This is a genomic window from Limnobacter olei (genome assembly GCF_029087225.1).
Lineage (GTDB): Bacteria > Pseudomonadota > Gammaproteobacteria > Burkholderiales > Burkholderiaceae_B > Limnobacter > Limnobacter olei.
Genome location: NZ_JARFJD010000005.1, coordinates 149,674 through 164,707, shown reverse-complemented (window position 1 = coordinate 164,707; position 15,034 = coordinate 149,674). Strand labels below are relative to the sequence as shown.

The window sequence follows — 15,034 nt, the reverse complement described above, 5'->3', positions numbered from 1 at the left end:
AGTTATGAATACACGTGACAAAGGCTTGGAGAATGCCGTGGCCACCAACCCAATTGACCAGGCCATTCCCGATGTCCAAAGCACCATCGACACCCGCCACATTGCAATCCAATCGGTGGGTATTCGTTCTGTCAAATATCCAGTTCTGATTGAGCTTCAAGGCCAAAAGCCGATGCCCTCCGTGGCCGAGTTCGAAATGACCGTGTTTCTGCCTGCCGATCAAAAAGGCACACACATGTCTCGTTTCATTGCCCTGCTCGAAGAAGCGCAAGGTAATGTGCTGACGGTTAGTGGTTTCCGCGCGATGCTGGTGGAAATGTTGCAGCGCCTGGACGCACCTTCCGGTCGCATCAAGATGGAACTGCCTTATTTCCTATCCAAGGTTGCGCCAATCAGTGGTGTGTCCAGTTTGATGGATTACCAGTTGACACTGGAAGGCTCCGCCACTGAGGCAGGACAAGACATTTACCTGACAGTTGTTGTGCCCGTTACCAGCTTGTGCCCTTGTTCCAAGAAAATTTCTGAGTATGGTGCGCACAACCAGCGTTCGCATGTCACTGCGCGTGTGCAGTTGAAAGAAGACGTGGACATCGCCCAGTTTATTTCAGCGATTGAACAGCAGGCCTCCTGCGAGTTGTATGGTTTGCTCAAGCGTCCCGACGAAAAGTACGTGACGGAACGTGCCTACGACAACCCGAAGTTTGTGGAAGACCTGGTGCGTGATGTGGCCATTGCCATGAACAAGTTCAAGCAGGTGGGCCAGTACACCGTCGAAGCCGAGAACTTCGAGTCCATTCATAACCACTCAGCTTACGCACGCATCGATCGAGCGTAAGCAGCACTCGCAGGTTCTTCAGCACATTGTAAGAATCAACCCCGACAATACATATCAAAATTACATGTCGGGGTGCGAACCCACACCTCAGGAGCTATTCGGTTATGGCTGAACCACCCAAGGTCAAGCCCAAGGAACTGTTTATTCTCGGGCTAACGTCCACGGGAAAACCTTTTCGTCCATCAGATTGGGCCGAGCGCCTGTGTGGCGTGCTGTCCTGCTACCGCCCGCCGGGTCGCCAGCAAAGCCAGCAACACCTGGCTTACAGTCCCTACGCCAAGCCAATCTTGATGAACAATGTAAAGTGCGTCGTGATCGATGAGCGCTTGCGCGACATTGAGCCCATGGCCATGACTTTTGTATTGAACTTTGCGCGTGACAACGACTTGCAAGTGTTGGATGCCTGTTTGTTACCCGATCCAGAGCAGTAAGGTTTCCTGCGTAGTATTTCCGAGCTGTTTGTTAACAGTGGTCAGGCAACACAAAAAGCCCCTTTCAATCAAGGGGCTTTTTTATGTGGAGCAAATTAAAACCTTAAGGCCTCTTAAGACCTATTAGGCGGCCATGCCTTTCACAAGTGCTGACAAGCGTGACTTGTTGCGTGAGGCTTTGTTTTTGTGGATCAGGTCTTTGTCTGCAACGCGATCCAGAATGCTTGTTGTTTCGCGATAAACTGCCTGAGCGGCGGCTTTGTCGCCTGCTTCAACAGCAGCGCGTACTTTTTTAACTGCGGTTCTCATCGCTGAGCGAATGGCTGAATTGTGCGCATTTGCTTTGGCGGCTTGTTTTGCGCGCTTGCGCGCCTGTGCTGAGTTGGCCATATTGCTGAGGCTCCAAGGGGTGTAGAATTCGAAAACCCGCAATTTTAACAAAATACTAGCCCTTTCACAATCACTATATGAATTTATTGAAATCGGCCGCAGCGGTGAGCGCCATGACCATGCTCTCCCGGATCACTGGCCTGATCCGAGAGACAATCACCGCGCGCCTGTTGGGGGCGGGTGCTGAATCCGACGCATTCTTTATCGCTTTTCGAATTCCCAATCTTTTGCGCAGATTATTTGCTGAAGGTGCCTTTTCGCAGGCCTTTATTCCCATTTTGTCCCAGACCAACGCCACACAAGGAAAATCAGCAGCGGTTGACCTGGCCCGGCGCGTCAGTTCTCTCTTGTTCATCGTTTTGTTGCTGATTGTTGTGGCTGGTGTATTGGGTGGCAGTTGGGTGGTCATGGGTATGGCCAGTGGGCTTGATCGGGGTAGTGAGCAGTTTGAGCTGACAGTGTTGCTCACGCAGTGGATGTTTCCATACATTCTCCTGATCTCCATGGTTGCACTGGCCTCTGGCTTGCTGAACACTTTTCGCTCATTCGCATTGCCGGCCTTTGCGCCGGTGCTGTTGAACATCAGTTTTATTGCTGGCGCTTTGCTGCTTGCACCTTACTTTGACCAAGCGGTGAAAGCGTTTGCAATTGCCGTGATGGTTGGAGGTGTTTTGCAGGTGGCGGTGCTTTGGTATGGGCTGGCGCGCACAGATTGTCTGATCAATCCTTTTGCAGGTCTTGGGGACATTAAGGCAGCTTGGGGCGATGAGCGTGTTCGTCGGGTTCTGAAGAATATGGTGCCAGCCACGTTGGCTGTGTCGGTGGCGCAGATCAGTCTGATCATCAATACCAACATTGCATCGCATCTTGAGCAGGGCAGTGTCTCTTGGATTTCTTATGGCGATCGCTTGATGGAATTTCCCACCGCCCTCTTGGGTGTCGCTTTAGGCACTGTATTGCTGCCATCCCTTTCTGCCGCCGCAACACGAAGCCACGAGGAATATTCACGCTTGATGGATTGGGGTTTGCGCTTGACGGTGGTGCTTGTTTTGCCGGCCGCTGTGGGCATGGGCTTGTTTTCGGATGCCTTGGTGGCTCTGCTGTTTCACTACGGACGCTTTGATGCCAACGACGTGGCCATGACCAGTCAAGCCGTGGTTGCTTACAGCTTGGGTTTGGCTGGCTTGGTCTTGGTCAAAATTCTGGCCCCTGGCTTTTATGCCAAACAAGACATCCGGACGCCCGTGAAGATAGGGATTGTGGTGGTGTTGGCCACCCAAGTGATGAATTTGATCACCGTACCATGGCTGGGCCATGCAGGGTTGCCATTGAGCATCAGTGTTGGTGCTGTTCTCAATGCCTCAGTGTTGTATTGGGGGCTTCGCAGGCGTGGTCTGTACACGCCTTCAAGCGGTTGGGGGCTTTATTTGATCAAAGTGTCGGTAGCTGCAATGGCCATGGGCTTTGCCTTGTGGCTCATGAACCAGCAGTTTGACTGGCTAGGCATGGCTTCTACGCCACTGGTGCGTGTGGCCGCTGTACTCGGGGTAATTGGGGTGTGTGGCGTGCTTTATTTTGCGGTATTGGCCGCCTTGGGTCTAAACCCGAAACGCTTGATTCGCAAACCTGTTGTTTGAGTGGGTGTGTGGTGTAGGCGGTGCAGCACCTTCGCAGGTGCTGCAGCCGGATTACTTTTAATTTCAGTATTACTTCAAAGCATCAAAGGCACGCGCCTTGATTTCTTCTACGCTGCCAACACCTGCAATTTTGCGATATTGTGGCGCACTGGCATCGCCTGTGGCTGCCCACTGGCCGTAGTAGTCCACCAAGGGGCGTGTTTGCTTCTCGTATACGTCAAGGCGTTTCTTGACGGTTTCTTCCTTGTCGTCATCACGCTGAACCAAAGGCTCGCCTGTCACATCATCAATGCCTTCCTGTTTCGGAGGGTTGAATTTTACGTGATAGGTGCGCCCCGAGGCTGGGTGAGTGCGGCGGCCACTCATGCGGTCAATGATCGCATCGTGAGGCACGTCAATTTCCAACACGAAGTCGATTTTCACGCCGGCTTCTTTCATGGCTTCTGCTTGCGGAATGGTGCGGGGAAATCCGTCAAACAAATAACCATTTGCACAATCGGATTCCTTCAAGCGCTCTTTCACCAAATTGATGATGATCTCGTCGGACACCAGGCCGCCACTGTCCATGACTTTTTTTGCTTCGATACCCAGGGGGGTGCCGGCTTTAACAGCTGCTCGCAGCATGTCGCCAGTGGAAATTTGGGGAATGCCAAACTTTTCCTTGATGAATGTCGCCTGCGTGCCTTTGCCAGCACCGGGCGCTCCCAATAGAATTAAACGCATAGTCGCCTCAAGAGTTTTAAATCTGCTGGCCTGTTGTACAAGATGCGTCGTTTACAACAGGCAATATTTTTGGCCGTTTTTTCTTATTCGAGGCCTTTGCGATTATGGGTGCTTCAACTTGCAGAAAACTTACCCATGGGCAGGCTCGAATATTTTTTCATGGTCGTTCAGCCTTAACGAGACCCGAACAATGCCCTGACTTTCTCCAGGTCTTGCGCGGTGTCTACCCCGGGAAGCGGGGCATCCTGAATCATACACACTTTTATGCGAAAGCCATTGGCCAGCGCCCTGAGTTGTTCAAGTGATTCAAGCACTTCGATTCTGGCTGGGGGCAGTGTTTGATACACCTTCAGAAAGCGGGCGCGGTAAGCATACAAACCAATGTGCCGAATGCCCAGTTGCCCCGCTGGCACCCCTTGGGGCCAGGATTCAGTCGCATAAGCATCCCGCGGATAAGGAATAGGGGCCCGGGAAAAGTAAAGTGCTTCGCCGTCTTCACGCATGGCGATTTTCACCACGTTGGGGTTTTTGAACTCTTCCCAGTTGTCGATTGCATGCCCACAGGTCGCAATGTCTTGAGCATCTTCCAGCAAGGCTTTGGCCACCAGGTCAATCAAGGCTGGGTCAATCAGGGGCTCATCGCCCTGTACATTCACCACCACGGTGTCGTTGGCCCAGCCTTTGAGTTGGGCCACTTCCGCAATCCGGTCGGTGCCTGTTGGCCAGTCGCCACGGGTCATGACAACCTGCAAGCCATGGTTTATACACACCGACTCAATTTCCGGGTGATCGGTGGCGACCAAGACTTCGTCTGCACCCGATTTCAAGGCCTGCTCGGCCACTCGCACAACCATGGGCTTTCCCGCAATGTCCAGCAGGGGTTTGCCTGGCAGGCGAGTAGACGCATGGCGGGCCGGGATAACGGCTTTGAACATGGAAACTTAGTTGTTGGAGGTTGATACAGGTTCGGCTTGTTCCACCAGCATGATGGGTATTCCGTCCCGTACGGGAAATGCAAGTTTGTCGGCTTTGCATACCAGATAGCTATCGCTTGGGCGTTTTTCAAGCGGCCCTTTGCAGATGGGGCAAACCAGAATGTCAATCAATTGTGGGTCCAATGCAATCCTCTAGGGCTTGTGTCAAGGCAGGGGGCAATTTTACGCTGATCTCGGCCACCCACACTTTTGGGTTTGAATCACCCAATTTTACGGCATCTTTGCCGCTTGTGATCAGCACTTGTTGATCGAACTGTGCGCAAAAGTCTTCAGGGTAATTGAAATGGTCGGGAAGTCCGCGGCATGCGTCAAGATTGAGGCCGGCTGATCGAATCGCATCAAATAATTTGCCTGGATCACCAATGCCGGAAAAAGCCATCAGTTTCAGCTGTTTCCACTGTTCCATGGCTTGTTCGGTTGTCAGGAATTGGCCAGAGCGTAGTTGCCGAAAGCCAGTGAGTTGAACGTGTACCGCGTACCAGTTGTCCCGACACGGCCAATCCAATGCTTTGCTCAGGGCCTCGGGCGAAATGTTGGAACACAACACCGCATCCACTGAGCCTAGCCGGGAAAGTGGCTCGCGCAACGGGCCTGCAGGCAGCAAGCGGCCATTGCCATGAGCCCGCCGGTCGAATACAACCCATTCAATTTGCCGGGCAAGCTTGTGGTGTTGCAGGCCATCGTCCGACACAATAAGTTTCAAATCCGGGAAATGGGCCAAAAGAAGCCTGACCGCTTGGTTTCGATCCGCGCACACAGCCACCGGGCAACCGGTTTCACGGCTTAAGAACAGCGGCTCGTCTCCCGCTTCAATTGCGGCGGGTGTGTTTTTGGCTGGGTCAATTACTATTGGCGCAGTTGTGGATCGCCCATAACCCCGGCTCACGATACCCACCTTGTTACCGCGGGCGACCATGTATTGGCAAATTGCCATCACGATGGGCGTTTTTCCTGCACCGCCGGCAATCAGGTTGCCGACCACCAACACTGGCGGATGGCTTGCTTTCTTTGCGGCAATCGATTTGTAATTTTGCCGGGTGGCCCAGCGCAACGCCTTGTAAGTACATTCAAGTAAACCCAGGGTCAAGCCCGTAACAAGCCCTGGTTTTTGCCCCGAGTACCAAATATTGAGCAACGCAGACTCAATCCTGGCCTTGCGTTCATCTGCGCTCATGGGGATTTGCCACCTGCTGTGGCAATTGATACCTTGGCCACACCCAACGAGGCCAGCATGTCCATCACCATCACCACCGATTGGTGCGTGGCAGCCGCATCGGCCTCAACAATGGCCCTGCGTTCCTCGCTTGCAGGTTTGGCTGACAAAACCTTGCTCAGTTCTGTGCGAAGTTGGGTTTCCGTCAATACACCCTGAGCGCCCAGCGCATAGTTGCCATCCCGACCCACTCGAATTCGAAGTGCTTCAGGCGGTGTGGCATCTTCCTGAGCGCTTTGTGTGCCAGGCAAATCAACTTCCAGTTGGCTGGGCTGCATGAATGTGGTGGACACAACCAGGAAAATCACGATGACCAACAACACATCGATCAGCGGGATGAGGTTGATGTCGGGTGCTTCCGTGCTTGTTGTACGCTTGATTCTCAAAGCCCCGCTCCTTAGCCTGGCTTGCGCGAGTTGGTGTGCTGTTTCAGCAGGTCTTCAAAAGGCTTCAGTGAGTTTCCCATGTCCTCGAGCAGGCCGTTGATACGGATCCGGAACAGTCGATAGGCGACCAGGGCCGGTATCGCAACAATCAAGCCGAATGCCGTGTTGTAAAGAGCTACTGCGATGCCAGCGGCAATCGCTTCGGGCGTCTGGGCACCCGAGCCTTGAACTGCAAAAATCTCGATCATGCCGATGACCGTTCCCAGCAAACCCATCAAAGGCGCGGCACTGGCGATCATGGACAGCACGTCAAGATGTTTTTCAAGTGTGTTTTGAATACCGACAGATTTGTCCTGCATCGCGGTTTCTATGTCCTCGTTCTTGTAGAACGCAGACAGCCCAGCAGCCATCAAGCTTCCGAGCGCACTGTGTGATTCCAGACGGGCAATGTTTTGCCGGTCTTTGAACTGGGGCAGTGTTTTGCACACATCGGCCACCAGGTTTTCCGGGATCAAGTCTTTTTTTCGCAAGGCCCAAACGCGCTCAAGCACGATTGCCAACGCCACCACCGAGCCAAAAATCAAAGGCCAAATTGGCCAGCCCGCTGCAGAAATGATTGACCACACAAGTAGACTCCTATTCAGTAAGACAGGGACTCTAGCGAAAAAACCAACATTACACAAATTACACAAAAGCCGACATATTTGTTCATTGTGGATAACTTTGGGGAAAAGCCCCCCAAATTTTCGAATAATCAGTCGCTTGTGAGAAAGATGAACTTTTTGTGTATCGTATTTTGTTGTATTTTTTCTTTTTAATCAGTTACTTGTGTATATTTTCTTGTATTTCAGCCATGTTGCACAGAAAGTAGCTTTTTGTTAGCGCATGTGGAAATGTTCTGGTTTTTTAGCCAATTTGGTCTATAAATGATTGACTTAAAAACGGTTTTCTCGGTCAGCCAGCTCGCTAGGCACCTGAATGATCACCTCCGAAATGAATTTGGCGCTATCCGGATTCAGGGTGAGGTGGCGTCCTTTACCCGTGCCTCCTCCGGGCATTGGTATTTGGCCCTGAAGGACGAATCTGCACAACTGAAGGCGGTTATGTTCCGCCAACGCAATGTTCTCGCAGGTTTTTCCCCAGCGGTGGGCGATAAAGTTGAAGTGCTTGCGCAACTGGCCATGTATGAGCAGCGCGGCGAGCTGCAATTGATTATTGATGTTATGAAGAAAGCCGGGCAAGGCAATCTGCATGAACAGTACCTGCAACTGAAAACCAAATTGACTCAGGAGGGGTTGTTCGATTCTGCCCGCAAGCGCCCACTGCCTTGGGTGGTTTTTAATCTCGGGGTAATCACTTCACTGCAAGCCGCAGCACTTGCTGATGTAAAACAGGCCTTGGCAAGGCGTGCCCCCCATGTTGAGTACTCGGTTTACCACACCGCGGTGCAGGGCGAACAGGCCGCAGCACAAATTATTGAGGCCCTTCGCAAAGCCGATTCAGCAGGCCACGAGGCGTTGGTGCTTTGCCGCGGAGGTGGCAGTCTAGAGGATCTGTGGAGTTTCAACGTAGAAGCGGTTGTGCGCGCGGTGGCCGCATGCAAAACCCCCATCGTGGTTGGCGTGGGGCACGAAACGGATGTAACCCTGGCTGAATTTGCCGCAGACCTTCGCGCCGCCACGCCCACTGCCGCAGCTGAATTGATTAGCCGGCCCACCAGTGAGCTGCTGTCCGAGATTCAAGGTTTGCATGTGGGCTTGCGCAAGGCTTTACGTCACCGAGCCCAAATGCTTGTTCAACGGGTGGATCGGGCTGAGCTCGGTTTGCTGACGCCCACGGCTTACCTGCATGCGCTTGAGTCACGTTTGAATAACGCAAGTAGTCGCCTGCCGCGCCTTGTCGAGCGAGGCCTTGCACAACAAACCAATTCAATTCAGGTGTTGTGGGAATCCGCGTCGAATGAAATGGGTGAAGCGCAAAACTCGGCCACCAGAAGCGCTCAGTTTCTCGACAGTACGCTTTCATCTGCGCAGCGGCGCAACATTGCAGCGCTAGTTTCCCGCCTTGATCGTCTTGGGTCCGTAGTCGAGGCCGTCTCCCCCCAACGAACCCTAGAGCGAGGCTATGCCTTTTTGCGGCCACAGCACGGGAACGCAGTAGTTCGCTCCGTGCTGGATGTGCAAACTGGCGATGCCTTGCGCGCCACACTGGCGGACGGTGAAATTTTGGTGAATGTGCGCGAGAAAACTGAGCTGCGCGGACCGTTGACCGAGGACGTCAAAAATTCAAGATAGAATCAAAGGGTTGAAATGCGGGGTTTTACCCTTAGCTGAAGTTTTCGTATTGATTGAAGTGAGAGAGGATACTGATATGCAACATACACTGCCCGAATTGCCCTACGCGATGGACGCGCTGGCTCCCCATATTTCCAAAGAAACACTGGAGTACCACTACGGCAAGCACCACGCTGCTTATGTGACCAACCTGAATAATCTGGTAAAAGGCACCGAGTTTGAAAGCTCCAGCCTGGAAGACATCGTCAAGAAGTCAACCGGTGGCGTGTTCAACAACGCAGCACAAATCTGGAACCACACGTTCTACTGGCATTGCCTGTCTCCCAATGGTGGTGGTGCGCCCACAGGCAAGTTGGCCGATGCCATCAATGCCAAATTTGGCAGTTTTGATGCGTTCAAGGAAGCTTTTACCAAAAGCGCGATTGGTAACTTTGGTTCCAGCTGGACATGGCTTGTGAAAAAAGCCGACGGTTCAGTGGATATTGTGAACACGAGCAACGCAGCCACACCCTTGACCACTCAAGACAAGCCTTTGTTGACCTGCGACCTGTGGGAACACGCCTACTACATCGATTATCGCAACGCCCGCCCCAAGTACATTGAAACTTTCTGGAACTTGGTGAACTGGGAATTTGCATCGAAGAATTTCGAAGGTTAACCCCTCGAAATCATCTTCAACACGCCGACCCCTTTTTGTGCCCACAGCGCGAGGAGGGGTCGGTTTTTTTGCGGTCTATTCCTTGGTTTCCAGGACCCGCTCTGGCACCTGTAGTATTTCACCAGCATCAATACCGCGCGTTGAAAACCAATCCCGGTTCATTTCCAGTGCAAGTTTGGCGTTGCCGCTGGAGCAGTGAATGTCAGCCGTACCTGCTGTCATCTGTTCGATATTCAGAATTTTGCCGTTGGCGTCTGCAAAGGCCACATCCAGATCAATCAGGGTGTTTTTCATCCACATACATTGTGTTTCACTGCGTTTGAACACAAACAGCATCCCCGAATTTTTGCCCAGCTCCTTTCTGTTCATCAGCCCGATTTGACGGCTTATATCGGTGTTGGCCAACTCTGCTTTTACCTCATGTTGGCCTACGCGCATTTGAAGTGTTGGCAATTGGGATTGCGCGGGTCCAGCAGCATTGCCTATGCAGGCAGCCAAGCCCAGCGCAGCTGTCACCAAAGTCAACCTGAAAGTAGTGCAGTATTTGTTGATGTGATCAAAGTGCATGAAATCTGGTTCCTGTCAGAGATCTGAAAGAAGATGGCGGTATTATACGGCTTGGCGCAATAAGGAATGCAATTTCATATTGCGAAATAATTGTGATTTTCGTAGTGAAGGGATACACTAGAGTGTTCCCTCTAACACACCAGAGAAGCAGCGGAGAGACCATGTACCAACACATTAAAGTCCCATCAGTCGGCGAAAAAATCACGGTCAATAGTGATTACTCGTTGAACGTACCCGATCAACCCATCATTCCATACATCGAAGGCGATGGCACTGGTTTTGACATTACACCAGTGATGATCGACGTGGTCGACGCTGCAGTGGCCAAAGCGTATGGCGGCAAGCGCAAGATCAGCTGGATGGAAATTTACGCGGGTGAAAAATCGACCAAGGTGTATGGCCCCGATGTTTGGCTGCCCGAAGAAACCCTGGAAGTGCTGAAAGAATATGTAGTGTCCGTCAAAGGCCCATTGACCACGCCCGTGGGTGGCGGTATTCGTTCCATTAACGTTGCACTGCGCCAGCAGCTTGACCTGTATGTGTGTTTGCGCCCGGTGCGCTACTTTGCTGGCGTGCCCAGCCCGGTAAAAGAGCCCCACAAAACCGACATGGTGATTTTCCGCGAGAACTCGGAAGACATTTATGCAGGTATTGAATACGAGGCGGAAACTGACAAAGCCAAAAAGCTGATCAAGTTTCTGCGTGAAGAAATGGGTGTGAGCAAGATTCGTTTCCCTGAAACTTCAGGCATTGGAATCAAGCCAATTTCCAAAGAGGGTACTGAGCGCCTGTTCCGCAAAGCCGTTCAGTACGCCATCGACAACAAAAAGCCCTCGGTGACAATCGTGCACAAGGGCAACATCATGAAGTACACCGAAGGCGCTTTTGCGGCTTGGTCGTATGCTTTGGCAAAGAACGAATTCGGCGCCGAACTGCTTGACGGCGGCCCCTGGATGAAAATCAAGGCTGCGCATGGCGACATCGTGATCAAAGACGTGATCGCCGATGCCTTTTTGCAGCAAATTCTGCTGCGCCCCGCGGAATACAGCGTGATCGCAACCATGAACCTGAATGGCGACTACATCTCTGATGCGCTGGCAGCGCAGGTGGGTGGTATTGGTATCGCCCCAGGTGCCAACCTGTCCGATTCAATCGCCATGTTCGAAGCCACGCACGGCACAGCACCGAAATATGCCGGCAAAGACTATGTGAACCCAGGTTCACAGATTCTGTCTGCGGAAATGATGCTGCGCCACATGGGCTGGATCGAGGCTGCTGACTTGATCATCTCCTCAATGGAAAAATCCATCACGTCCAAGAAAGTAACCTATGATTTTGCGCGCTTGATGGACGGTGCCACACAGGTAAGCTGTTCCGGGTTCGGACAGGTGATGATCGACCACATGTAACAAAGTCTCCGACTTTGGAAAATGAAAAAGCCCCGTTCTGCGGGGCTTTTTTATGAATCGTTTTCGAATCGGCATACAAGAAAAAAGCCGGCTTGGGGCCGGCTTTCCTCTTAATCGGTGGTTTGATTATTTTACTTGTCAGGCGGCGCTGGTTGCGTCCATCACAGAGATGTTCTGAGCCTGCTTACCTTTTGGTCCATCCACCACTTCAAAAGTCACTTTCTGACCTTCTTTAAGTGTGCGGAATCCAGATGCCTGGATTGCTGAAAAGTGGGCGAAAAGTTCATCGCTCCCTTGATCTGGAGTGATAAAACCAAAACCCTTTGCATCATTGAACCATTTTACGGTGCCGGTCGCCATCGCGAAACCTCCTTCAAAAAACAATACTTCGATCGGAACGCACGAACTTTCCGACAACTCGCCAGTCTGAACCAGCTTGCCTTCTATTCTTTGACCTGTTTGGGCTGGGGTCAACCATACAATAGATACATTTTTTAAGGGTTTACCCCTTGTAATAGACAGGTGTTGTCTACATCTGGTGAATTCAGGCTTTTCGGGTGATTGACCTTGTTGGTTATCGATTGCAAATTTGGGAGTGGGTTTGCATAATTTTTGAGATGTTCCTGATTGAATTTTCAGGAAAAATTTCTAGCCTTCAATAAAGGCAGTGTATTGCTCTCTAATCCTTGTTGCGTGCCCCTTAGAAGTGATTACAATGAAGTTATGAGTTCGCAAAACAATCCATCAACAGTACTGGAATCGCAGGCGCAAAAAGCGAAGCTGCCCCCGATGTATCAGGTCGTGCTCTTGAACGATGACTACACCCCCATGGAGTTTGTCGTGATTGTTTTGCAGAAGTTTTTTGGAAAGGGAAGGGAACAGGCCACCCAAATCATGCTGAAAGTGCATCGAGAGGGCAAAGGGGTCTGTGGGGTATATCCCAAAGACATCGCCTCGACAAAAGTCGAAATGGTATGCGGTTTCGCAAAGCAGCATCAACACCCGCTGCAGTGCGTGATGGAGGAAACATGATTGCGCAAGAGTTGGAAGTAAGTTTGCACATGGCATTTGTTGACGCACGTCAGCAAAAGCATGAATTCATCACGGTAGAGCACCTGCTATTGGCCTTGCTGGACAATCCTTCAGCGGCCGAGGTGCTACGTTCATGCTCGTGCGATGTCGAAGAAATTCGAAAGAACCTGCAAAATTTCATCAAGGACAACACCCCTGTGGTGTCCGGTCAGGATGAGGTGGACACGCAGCCCACGCTGGGTTTCCAGCGGGTTATTCAGCGCGCCATCATGCATGTTCAAAGCACATCGAATGGCAAGAAAGAGGTGACTGGCGCAAACGTGCTGGTTGCGATTTTTGGAGAGAAAGACTCCCATGCGGTTTATTACCTTCACCAGCAGGGAATTACCCGTCTGGATGTGGTGAATTACATTTCACACGGCATTACCAAAACGCCGCAGGCCCCTGCGCCTAAGCCCGAGAATTCCCAAAACGAGAATCAGGAGCAGGAAGCCGAAGCCACCCAAAACGTGGGTGACAAGCAGTCTCCGCTCGATCAGTACACCCAGAATTTGAATGCATTGGCCAAGGAAGGGAAAATTGATCCGCTGATCGGCCGTGAGCAGGAAGTGGAGCGGGTTATCCAGGTGCTGTGCCGCCGCCGCAAAAACAACCCGCTCTTGGTGGGTGAGGCTGGTGTGGGTAAAACCGCGATTGCCGAGGGTTTGGCTTGGCGAATTGTGCAAGGTGACGTGCCGGAGATTTTGGCAACAGCGCAGGTTCATTCACTGGACATGGGCGCGTTGCTGGCCGGTACCAAATACCGTGGCGATTTCGAACAGCGTTTGAAAGCGGTGTTGAAACAGCTGAAGGCCAACCCAGACTCGGTGTTATTCATTGACGAAATCCACACCTTGATTGGTGCAGGCTCCGCTTCTGGCGGCACGCTGGATGCCTCCAATTTGTTGAAACCTGCCTTGTCGTCAGGGCAGCTGAAGTGCATTGGCGCAACCACCTTTACCGAGTACCGTGGCATTTTCGAGAAAGACCACGCGCTTTCACGCCGCTTCCAGAAAATTGATGTGTCTGAACCCACCGTGGAACAGACCATTGAAATTTTGCGCGGTCTGAAGAGCCGTTTTGAAGACCACCATGGCGTGAAGTATTCCAGCGCGGCCATTTCGGCAGCCGCTGAGTTGTCGGCCAAGTTTATCAATGATCGTCATTTGCCCGACAAGGCCATTGATGTGATTGATGAAGCCGGTGCGGCTCAGCGTATCTTGCCAAAAAGCAAGCAGCGCAAAACAATCACGAAAGGCGACATTGAGGACATCGTCTCGAAAATTGCCCGCATTCCGCCACAGTCGGTTAACACCGATGACCGCAACAAGCTGGCCACGCTCGATCGCGATTTGAAAGCCACTGTGTTTGGGCAAGACCCCGCCATTGAAGCGCTGGCCAATGCGATCAAAATGTCGCGTGCTGGTTTGGGCAAAGCAGACAAGCCAATTGGCTCCTTCCTGTTCAGCGGTCCCACAGGTGTGGGTAAAACCGAGGTGGCCAAACAGTTGGCATTCATTCTCGGCATTGAAATGTTGCGTTTTGACATGTCGGAATACATGGAACGTCACGCGGTTTCTCGTTTGATTGGTGCGCCCCCAGGGTATGTGGGCTTTGACCAGGGCGGTTTGCTGACCGAGGCCATTACCAAGAAGCCACATTGCGTGTTGCTGCTCGACGAAATCGAAAAAGCGCACCCCGATGTGTTCAATATCCTGCTTCAGGTCATGGACAACGGTACTTTGACTGACAACAACGGTCGCAAGGCTGATTTCCGCAATGTGATCGTCATTATGACCACCAACGCAGGTGCAGAAGCCCTGACCAAACGCGGTATTGGCTTCATGGAATCCAAGGTGCAGGGCGATGAGATGGAAGACATCAAGCGCATGTTCAGCCCCGAGTTCCGCAACCGCCTGGATTCTGTCATTTCCTTCCGTGCGCTGGATGAGGAAATCATTCTTCGCGTGGTCGACAAGTTCCTGATGGAGCTGGAAGAGCAGTTGCACCAAAAGAAAGTGGATGCGGTGTTCACAGACGAATTGCGCAAGCACTTGGCCAAGAAAGGTTTTGATCCATTGATGGGTGCTCGCCCAATGCAGCGCTTGATTCAAGACACCATCCGCAAGGCGTTGGCCGACGAGTTGCTGTTTGGCAAATTGGTGAACGGCGGCAGGGTGACAGTGGACCATGATTTGGAAAATGACCAGGTTTCACTGACTTTTGATGAAGGTTCATCGGGCCAAGAGTCGGAGAGCGGCACTGAGGTTGCTGTTGATTAAAAGCAAGGCTTGGTCGTAAAGCATCAGGTAGGGGCTAGCCCGGATAGGTATCCGGGCTAATCCGAACTCGGCTCGCCTGAGTTTCCCTCGCAGGGATTCTCAGGCGTTTTGTTTTTCCGGCGGTGTGTTGCGTTGCTTGTTTT

Annotated in this window: 17 protein-coding genes; 8 read left to right on the top strand and 9 right to left on the bottom strand. The window is 52.0% G+C overall.

Annotated features, from left to right (window positions below; translation table 11 throughout):
- Positions 1–4 precede the first annotated feature (4 nt).
- Together folE2 and PY990_RS04730 are read left to right on the top strand one after the other, a co-directional pair.
- Positions 5–835, top strand: coding sequence for a GTP cyclohydrolase FolE2 (folE2, locus tag PY990_RS04735; RefSeq protein WP_275270633.1), 831 nt, complete (start codon positions 5–7; stop codon positions 833–835).
- A 104-nt stretch (positions 836–939) separates the two neighbouring features.
- The gene (locus PY990_RS04730) at positions 940–1,266 is read left to right on the top strand and encodes a DUF3579 domain-containing protein (RefSeq protein ID WP_275270632.1); all 327 of its coding nucleotides are present in this window, start codon (positions 940–942) and stop codon (positions 1,264–1,266) included.
- A 123-nt stretch (positions 1,267–1,389) separates the two neighbouring features.
- Here the strand turns inward: PY990_RS04730 and rpsT are convergent, their stop codons facing one another.
- On the bottom strand, positions 1,390–1,656 hold the full coding sequence (gene rpsT / locus PY990_RS04725) for a 30S ribosomal protein S20 (RefSeq protein ID WP_105029612.1): 267 nt from the start codon (positions 1,654–1,656) through the stop codon (positions 1,390–1,392).
- 77 nt (positions 1,657–1,733) lie between these two features.
- Between rpsT and murJ the strand changes: the two genes are divergently transcribed.
- The gene (gene murJ / locus PY990_RS04720; RefSeq protein WP_275270631.1) at positions 1,734–3,293 is read left to right on the top strand and encodes a murein biosynthesis integral membrane protein MurJ; all 1,560 of its coding nucleotides are present in this window, start codon (positions 1,734–1,736) and stop codon (positions 3,291–3,293) included.
- Positions 3,294–3,362: 69 nt separating this feature from the next.
- Here the strand turns inward: murJ and adk are convergent, their stop codons facing one another.
- The 6 genes from adk to PY990_RS04690 form a co-directional block, all read right to left on the bottom strand.
- Positions 3,363–4,016 (bottom strand): adenylate kinase, encoded by a 654-nt coding sequence (adk, locus tag PY990_RS04715; RefSeq protein WP_275270630.1) that lies wholly within the window; start codon positions 4,014–4,016, stop codon positions 3,363–3,365.
- A 173-nt stretch (positions 4,017–4,189) separates the two neighbouring features.
- The gene (gene kdsB / locus PY990_RS04710; protein ID WP_105029609.1) at positions 4,190–4,951 is read right to left on the bottom strand and encodes a 3-deoxy-manno-octulosonate cytidylyltransferase; all 762 of its coding nucleotides are present in this window, start codon (positions 4,949–4,951) and stop codon (positions 4,190–4,192) included.
- Between the two features lie 6 nt (positions 4,952–4,957).
- Entirely contained in the window at positions 4,958–5,134 is a 177-nt protein-coding gene (locus PY990_RS04705) for a Trm112 family protein (protein WP_105029608.1), read from the bottom strand.
- Complete coding sequence (gene lpxK, locus PY990_RS04700) at positions 5,115–6,185, bottom strand: tetraacyldisaccharide 4'-kinase (RefSeq protein WP_275270629.1); 1,071 nt, start codon at positions 6,183–6,185, stop codon at positions 5,115–5,117. Before lpxK ends, PY990_RS04705 begins: the two co-directional genes overlap by 20 nt.
- The gene (locus PY990_RS04695) at positions 6,182–6,610 is read right to left on the bottom strand and encodes an ExbD/TolR family protein (protein ID WP_275270628.1); all 429 of its coding nucleotides are present in this window, start codon (positions 6,608–6,610) and stop codon (positions 6,182–6,184) included. The genes lpxK and PY990_RS04695 overlap by 4 nt, the downstream gene beginning before the upstream one ends.
- A gap of 11 nt (positions 6,611–6,621) precedes the next feature.
- Positions 6,622–7,236, bottom strand: coding sequence for a MotA/TolQ/ExbB proton channel family protein (locus tag PY990_RS04690; RefSeq protein WP_275270627.1), 615 nt, complete (start codon positions 7,234–7,236; stop codon positions 6,622–6,624).
- Positions 7,237–7,536: 300 nt separating this feature from the next.
- Here PY990_RS04690 and xseA point away from each other — a divergent pair, with 300 nt between their 5' ends.
- Together xseA and sodB are read left to right on the top strand one after the other, a co-directional pair.
- Positions 7,537–8,904, top strand: a complete 1,368-nt coding sequence (gene xseA / locus PY990_RS04685) for an exodeoxyribonuclease VII large subunit (protein ID WP_275270626.1) — start codon at positions 7,537–7,539, stop codon at positions 8,902–8,904.
- Between the two features lie 76 nt (positions 8,905–8,980).
- On the top strand, positions 8,981–9,562 hold the full coding sequence (sodB, locus tag PY990_RS04680; protein WP_275270625.1) for a superoxide dismutase [Fe]: 582 nt from the start codon (positions 8,981–8,983) through the stop codon (positions 9,560–9,562).
- A 75-nt stretch (positions 9,563–9,637) separates the two neighbouring features.
- Here sodB and PY990_RS04675 read toward each other — a convergent pair whose 3' ends face one another.
- Positions 9,638–10,129, bottom strand: a complete 492-nt coding sequence (locus PY990_RS04675) for a DUF192 domain-containing protein (protein WP_275270624.1) — start codon at positions 10,127–10,129, stop codon at positions 9,638–9,640.
- Positions 10,130–10,290: 161 nt separating this feature from the next.
- Between PY990_RS04675 and icd the strand changes: the two genes are divergently transcribed.
- The gene (icd, locus tag PY990_RS04670) at positions 10,291–11,538 is read left to right on the top strand and encodes an NADP-dependent isocitrate dehydrogenase (protein ID WP_275270623.1); all 1,248 of its coding nucleotides are present in this window, start codon (positions 10,291–10,293) and stop codon (positions 11,536–11,538) included.
- Between the two features lie 138 nt (positions 11,539–11,676).
- Here icd and PY990_RS04665 read toward each other — a convergent pair whose 3' ends face one another.
- Positions 11,677–11,898: a cold-shock protein gene (locus PY990_RS04665; RefSeq protein ID WP_008252332.1), complete on the bottom strand. Its 222-nt coding sequence runs from the start codon at positions 11,896–11,898 to the stop codon at positions 11,677–11,679.
- A 363-nt stretch (positions 11,899–12,261) separates the two neighbouring features.
- Between PY990_RS04665 and clpS the strand changes: the two genes are divergently transcribed.
- Together clpS and clpA are read left to right on the top strand one after the other, a co-directional pair.
- Positions 12,262–12,570 (top strand): ATP-dependent Clp protease adapter ClpS, encoded by a 309-nt coding sequence (gene clpS / locus PY990_RS04660; RefSeq protein ID WP_105029601.1) that lies wholly within the window; start codon positions 12,262–12,264, stop codon positions 12,568–12,570.
- Positions 12,567–14,891, top strand: coding sequence for an ATP-dependent Clp protease ATP-binding subunit ClpA (gene clpA / locus PY990_RS04655; RefSeq protein ID WP_275270622.1), 2,325 nt, complete (start codon positions 12,567–12,569; stop codon positions 14,889–14,891). Before clpS ends, clpA begins: the two co-directional genes overlap by 4 nt.
- Positions 14,892–15,034 lie beyond the last annotated feature (143 nt).

Coding starts and splice junctions, on each gene's coding strand:
- folE2 (WP_275270633.1), top strand. CDS start 5: ATGAATACACGTGACAAAGGCTTGGAGAATGCCGTGGCCACCAACCCA.
- PY990_RS04730 (WP_275270632.1), top strand. CDS start 940: ATGGCTGAACCACCCAAGGTCAAGCCCAAGGAACTGTTTATTCTCGGG.
- rpsT (WP_105029612.1), bottom strand. CDS start 1,656: ATGGCCAACTCAGCACAGGCGCGCAAGCGCGCAAAACAAGCCGCCAAA.
- murJ (WP_275270631.1), top strand. CDS start 1,734: ATGAATTTATTGAAATCGGCCGCAGCGGTGAGCGCCATGACCATGCTC.
- adk (WP_275270630.1), bottom strand. CDS start 4,016: ATGCGTTTAATTCTATTGGGAGCGCCCGGTGCTGGCAAAGGCACGCAG.
- kdsB (WP_105029609.1), bottom strand. CDS start 4,951: ATGTTCAAAGCCGTTATCCCGGCCCGCCATGCGTCTACTCGCCTGCCA.
- lpxK (WP_275270629.1), bottom strand. CDS start 6,185: ATGAGCGCAGATGAACGCAAGGCCAGGATTGAGTCTGCGTTGCTCAAT.
- xseA (WP_275270626.1), top strand. CDS start 7,537: ATGATTGACTTAAAAACGGTTTTCTCGGTCAGCCAGCTCGCTAGGCAC.
- sodB (WP_275270625.1), top strand. CDS start 8,981: ATGCAACATACACTGCCCGAATTGCCCTACGCGATGGACGCGCTGGCT.
- PY990_RS04675 (WP_275270624.1), bottom strand. CDS start 10,129: ATGCACTTTGATCACATCAACAAATACTGCACTACTTTCAGGTTGACT.
- icd (WP_275270623.1), top strand. CDS start 10,291: ATGTACCAACACATTAAAGTCCCATCAGTCGGCGAAAAAATCACGGTC.
- PY990_RS04665 (WP_008252332.1), bottom strand. CDS start 11,898: ATGGCGACCGGCACCGTAAAATGGTTCAATGATGCAAAGGGTTTTGGT.
- clpS (WP_105029601.1), top strand. CDS start 12,262: ATGAGTTCGCAAAACAATCCATCAACAGTACTGGAATCGCAGGCGCAA.
- clpA (WP_275270622.1), top strand. CDS start 12,567: ATGATTGCGCAAGAGTTGGAAGTAAGTTTGCACATGGCATTTGTTGAC.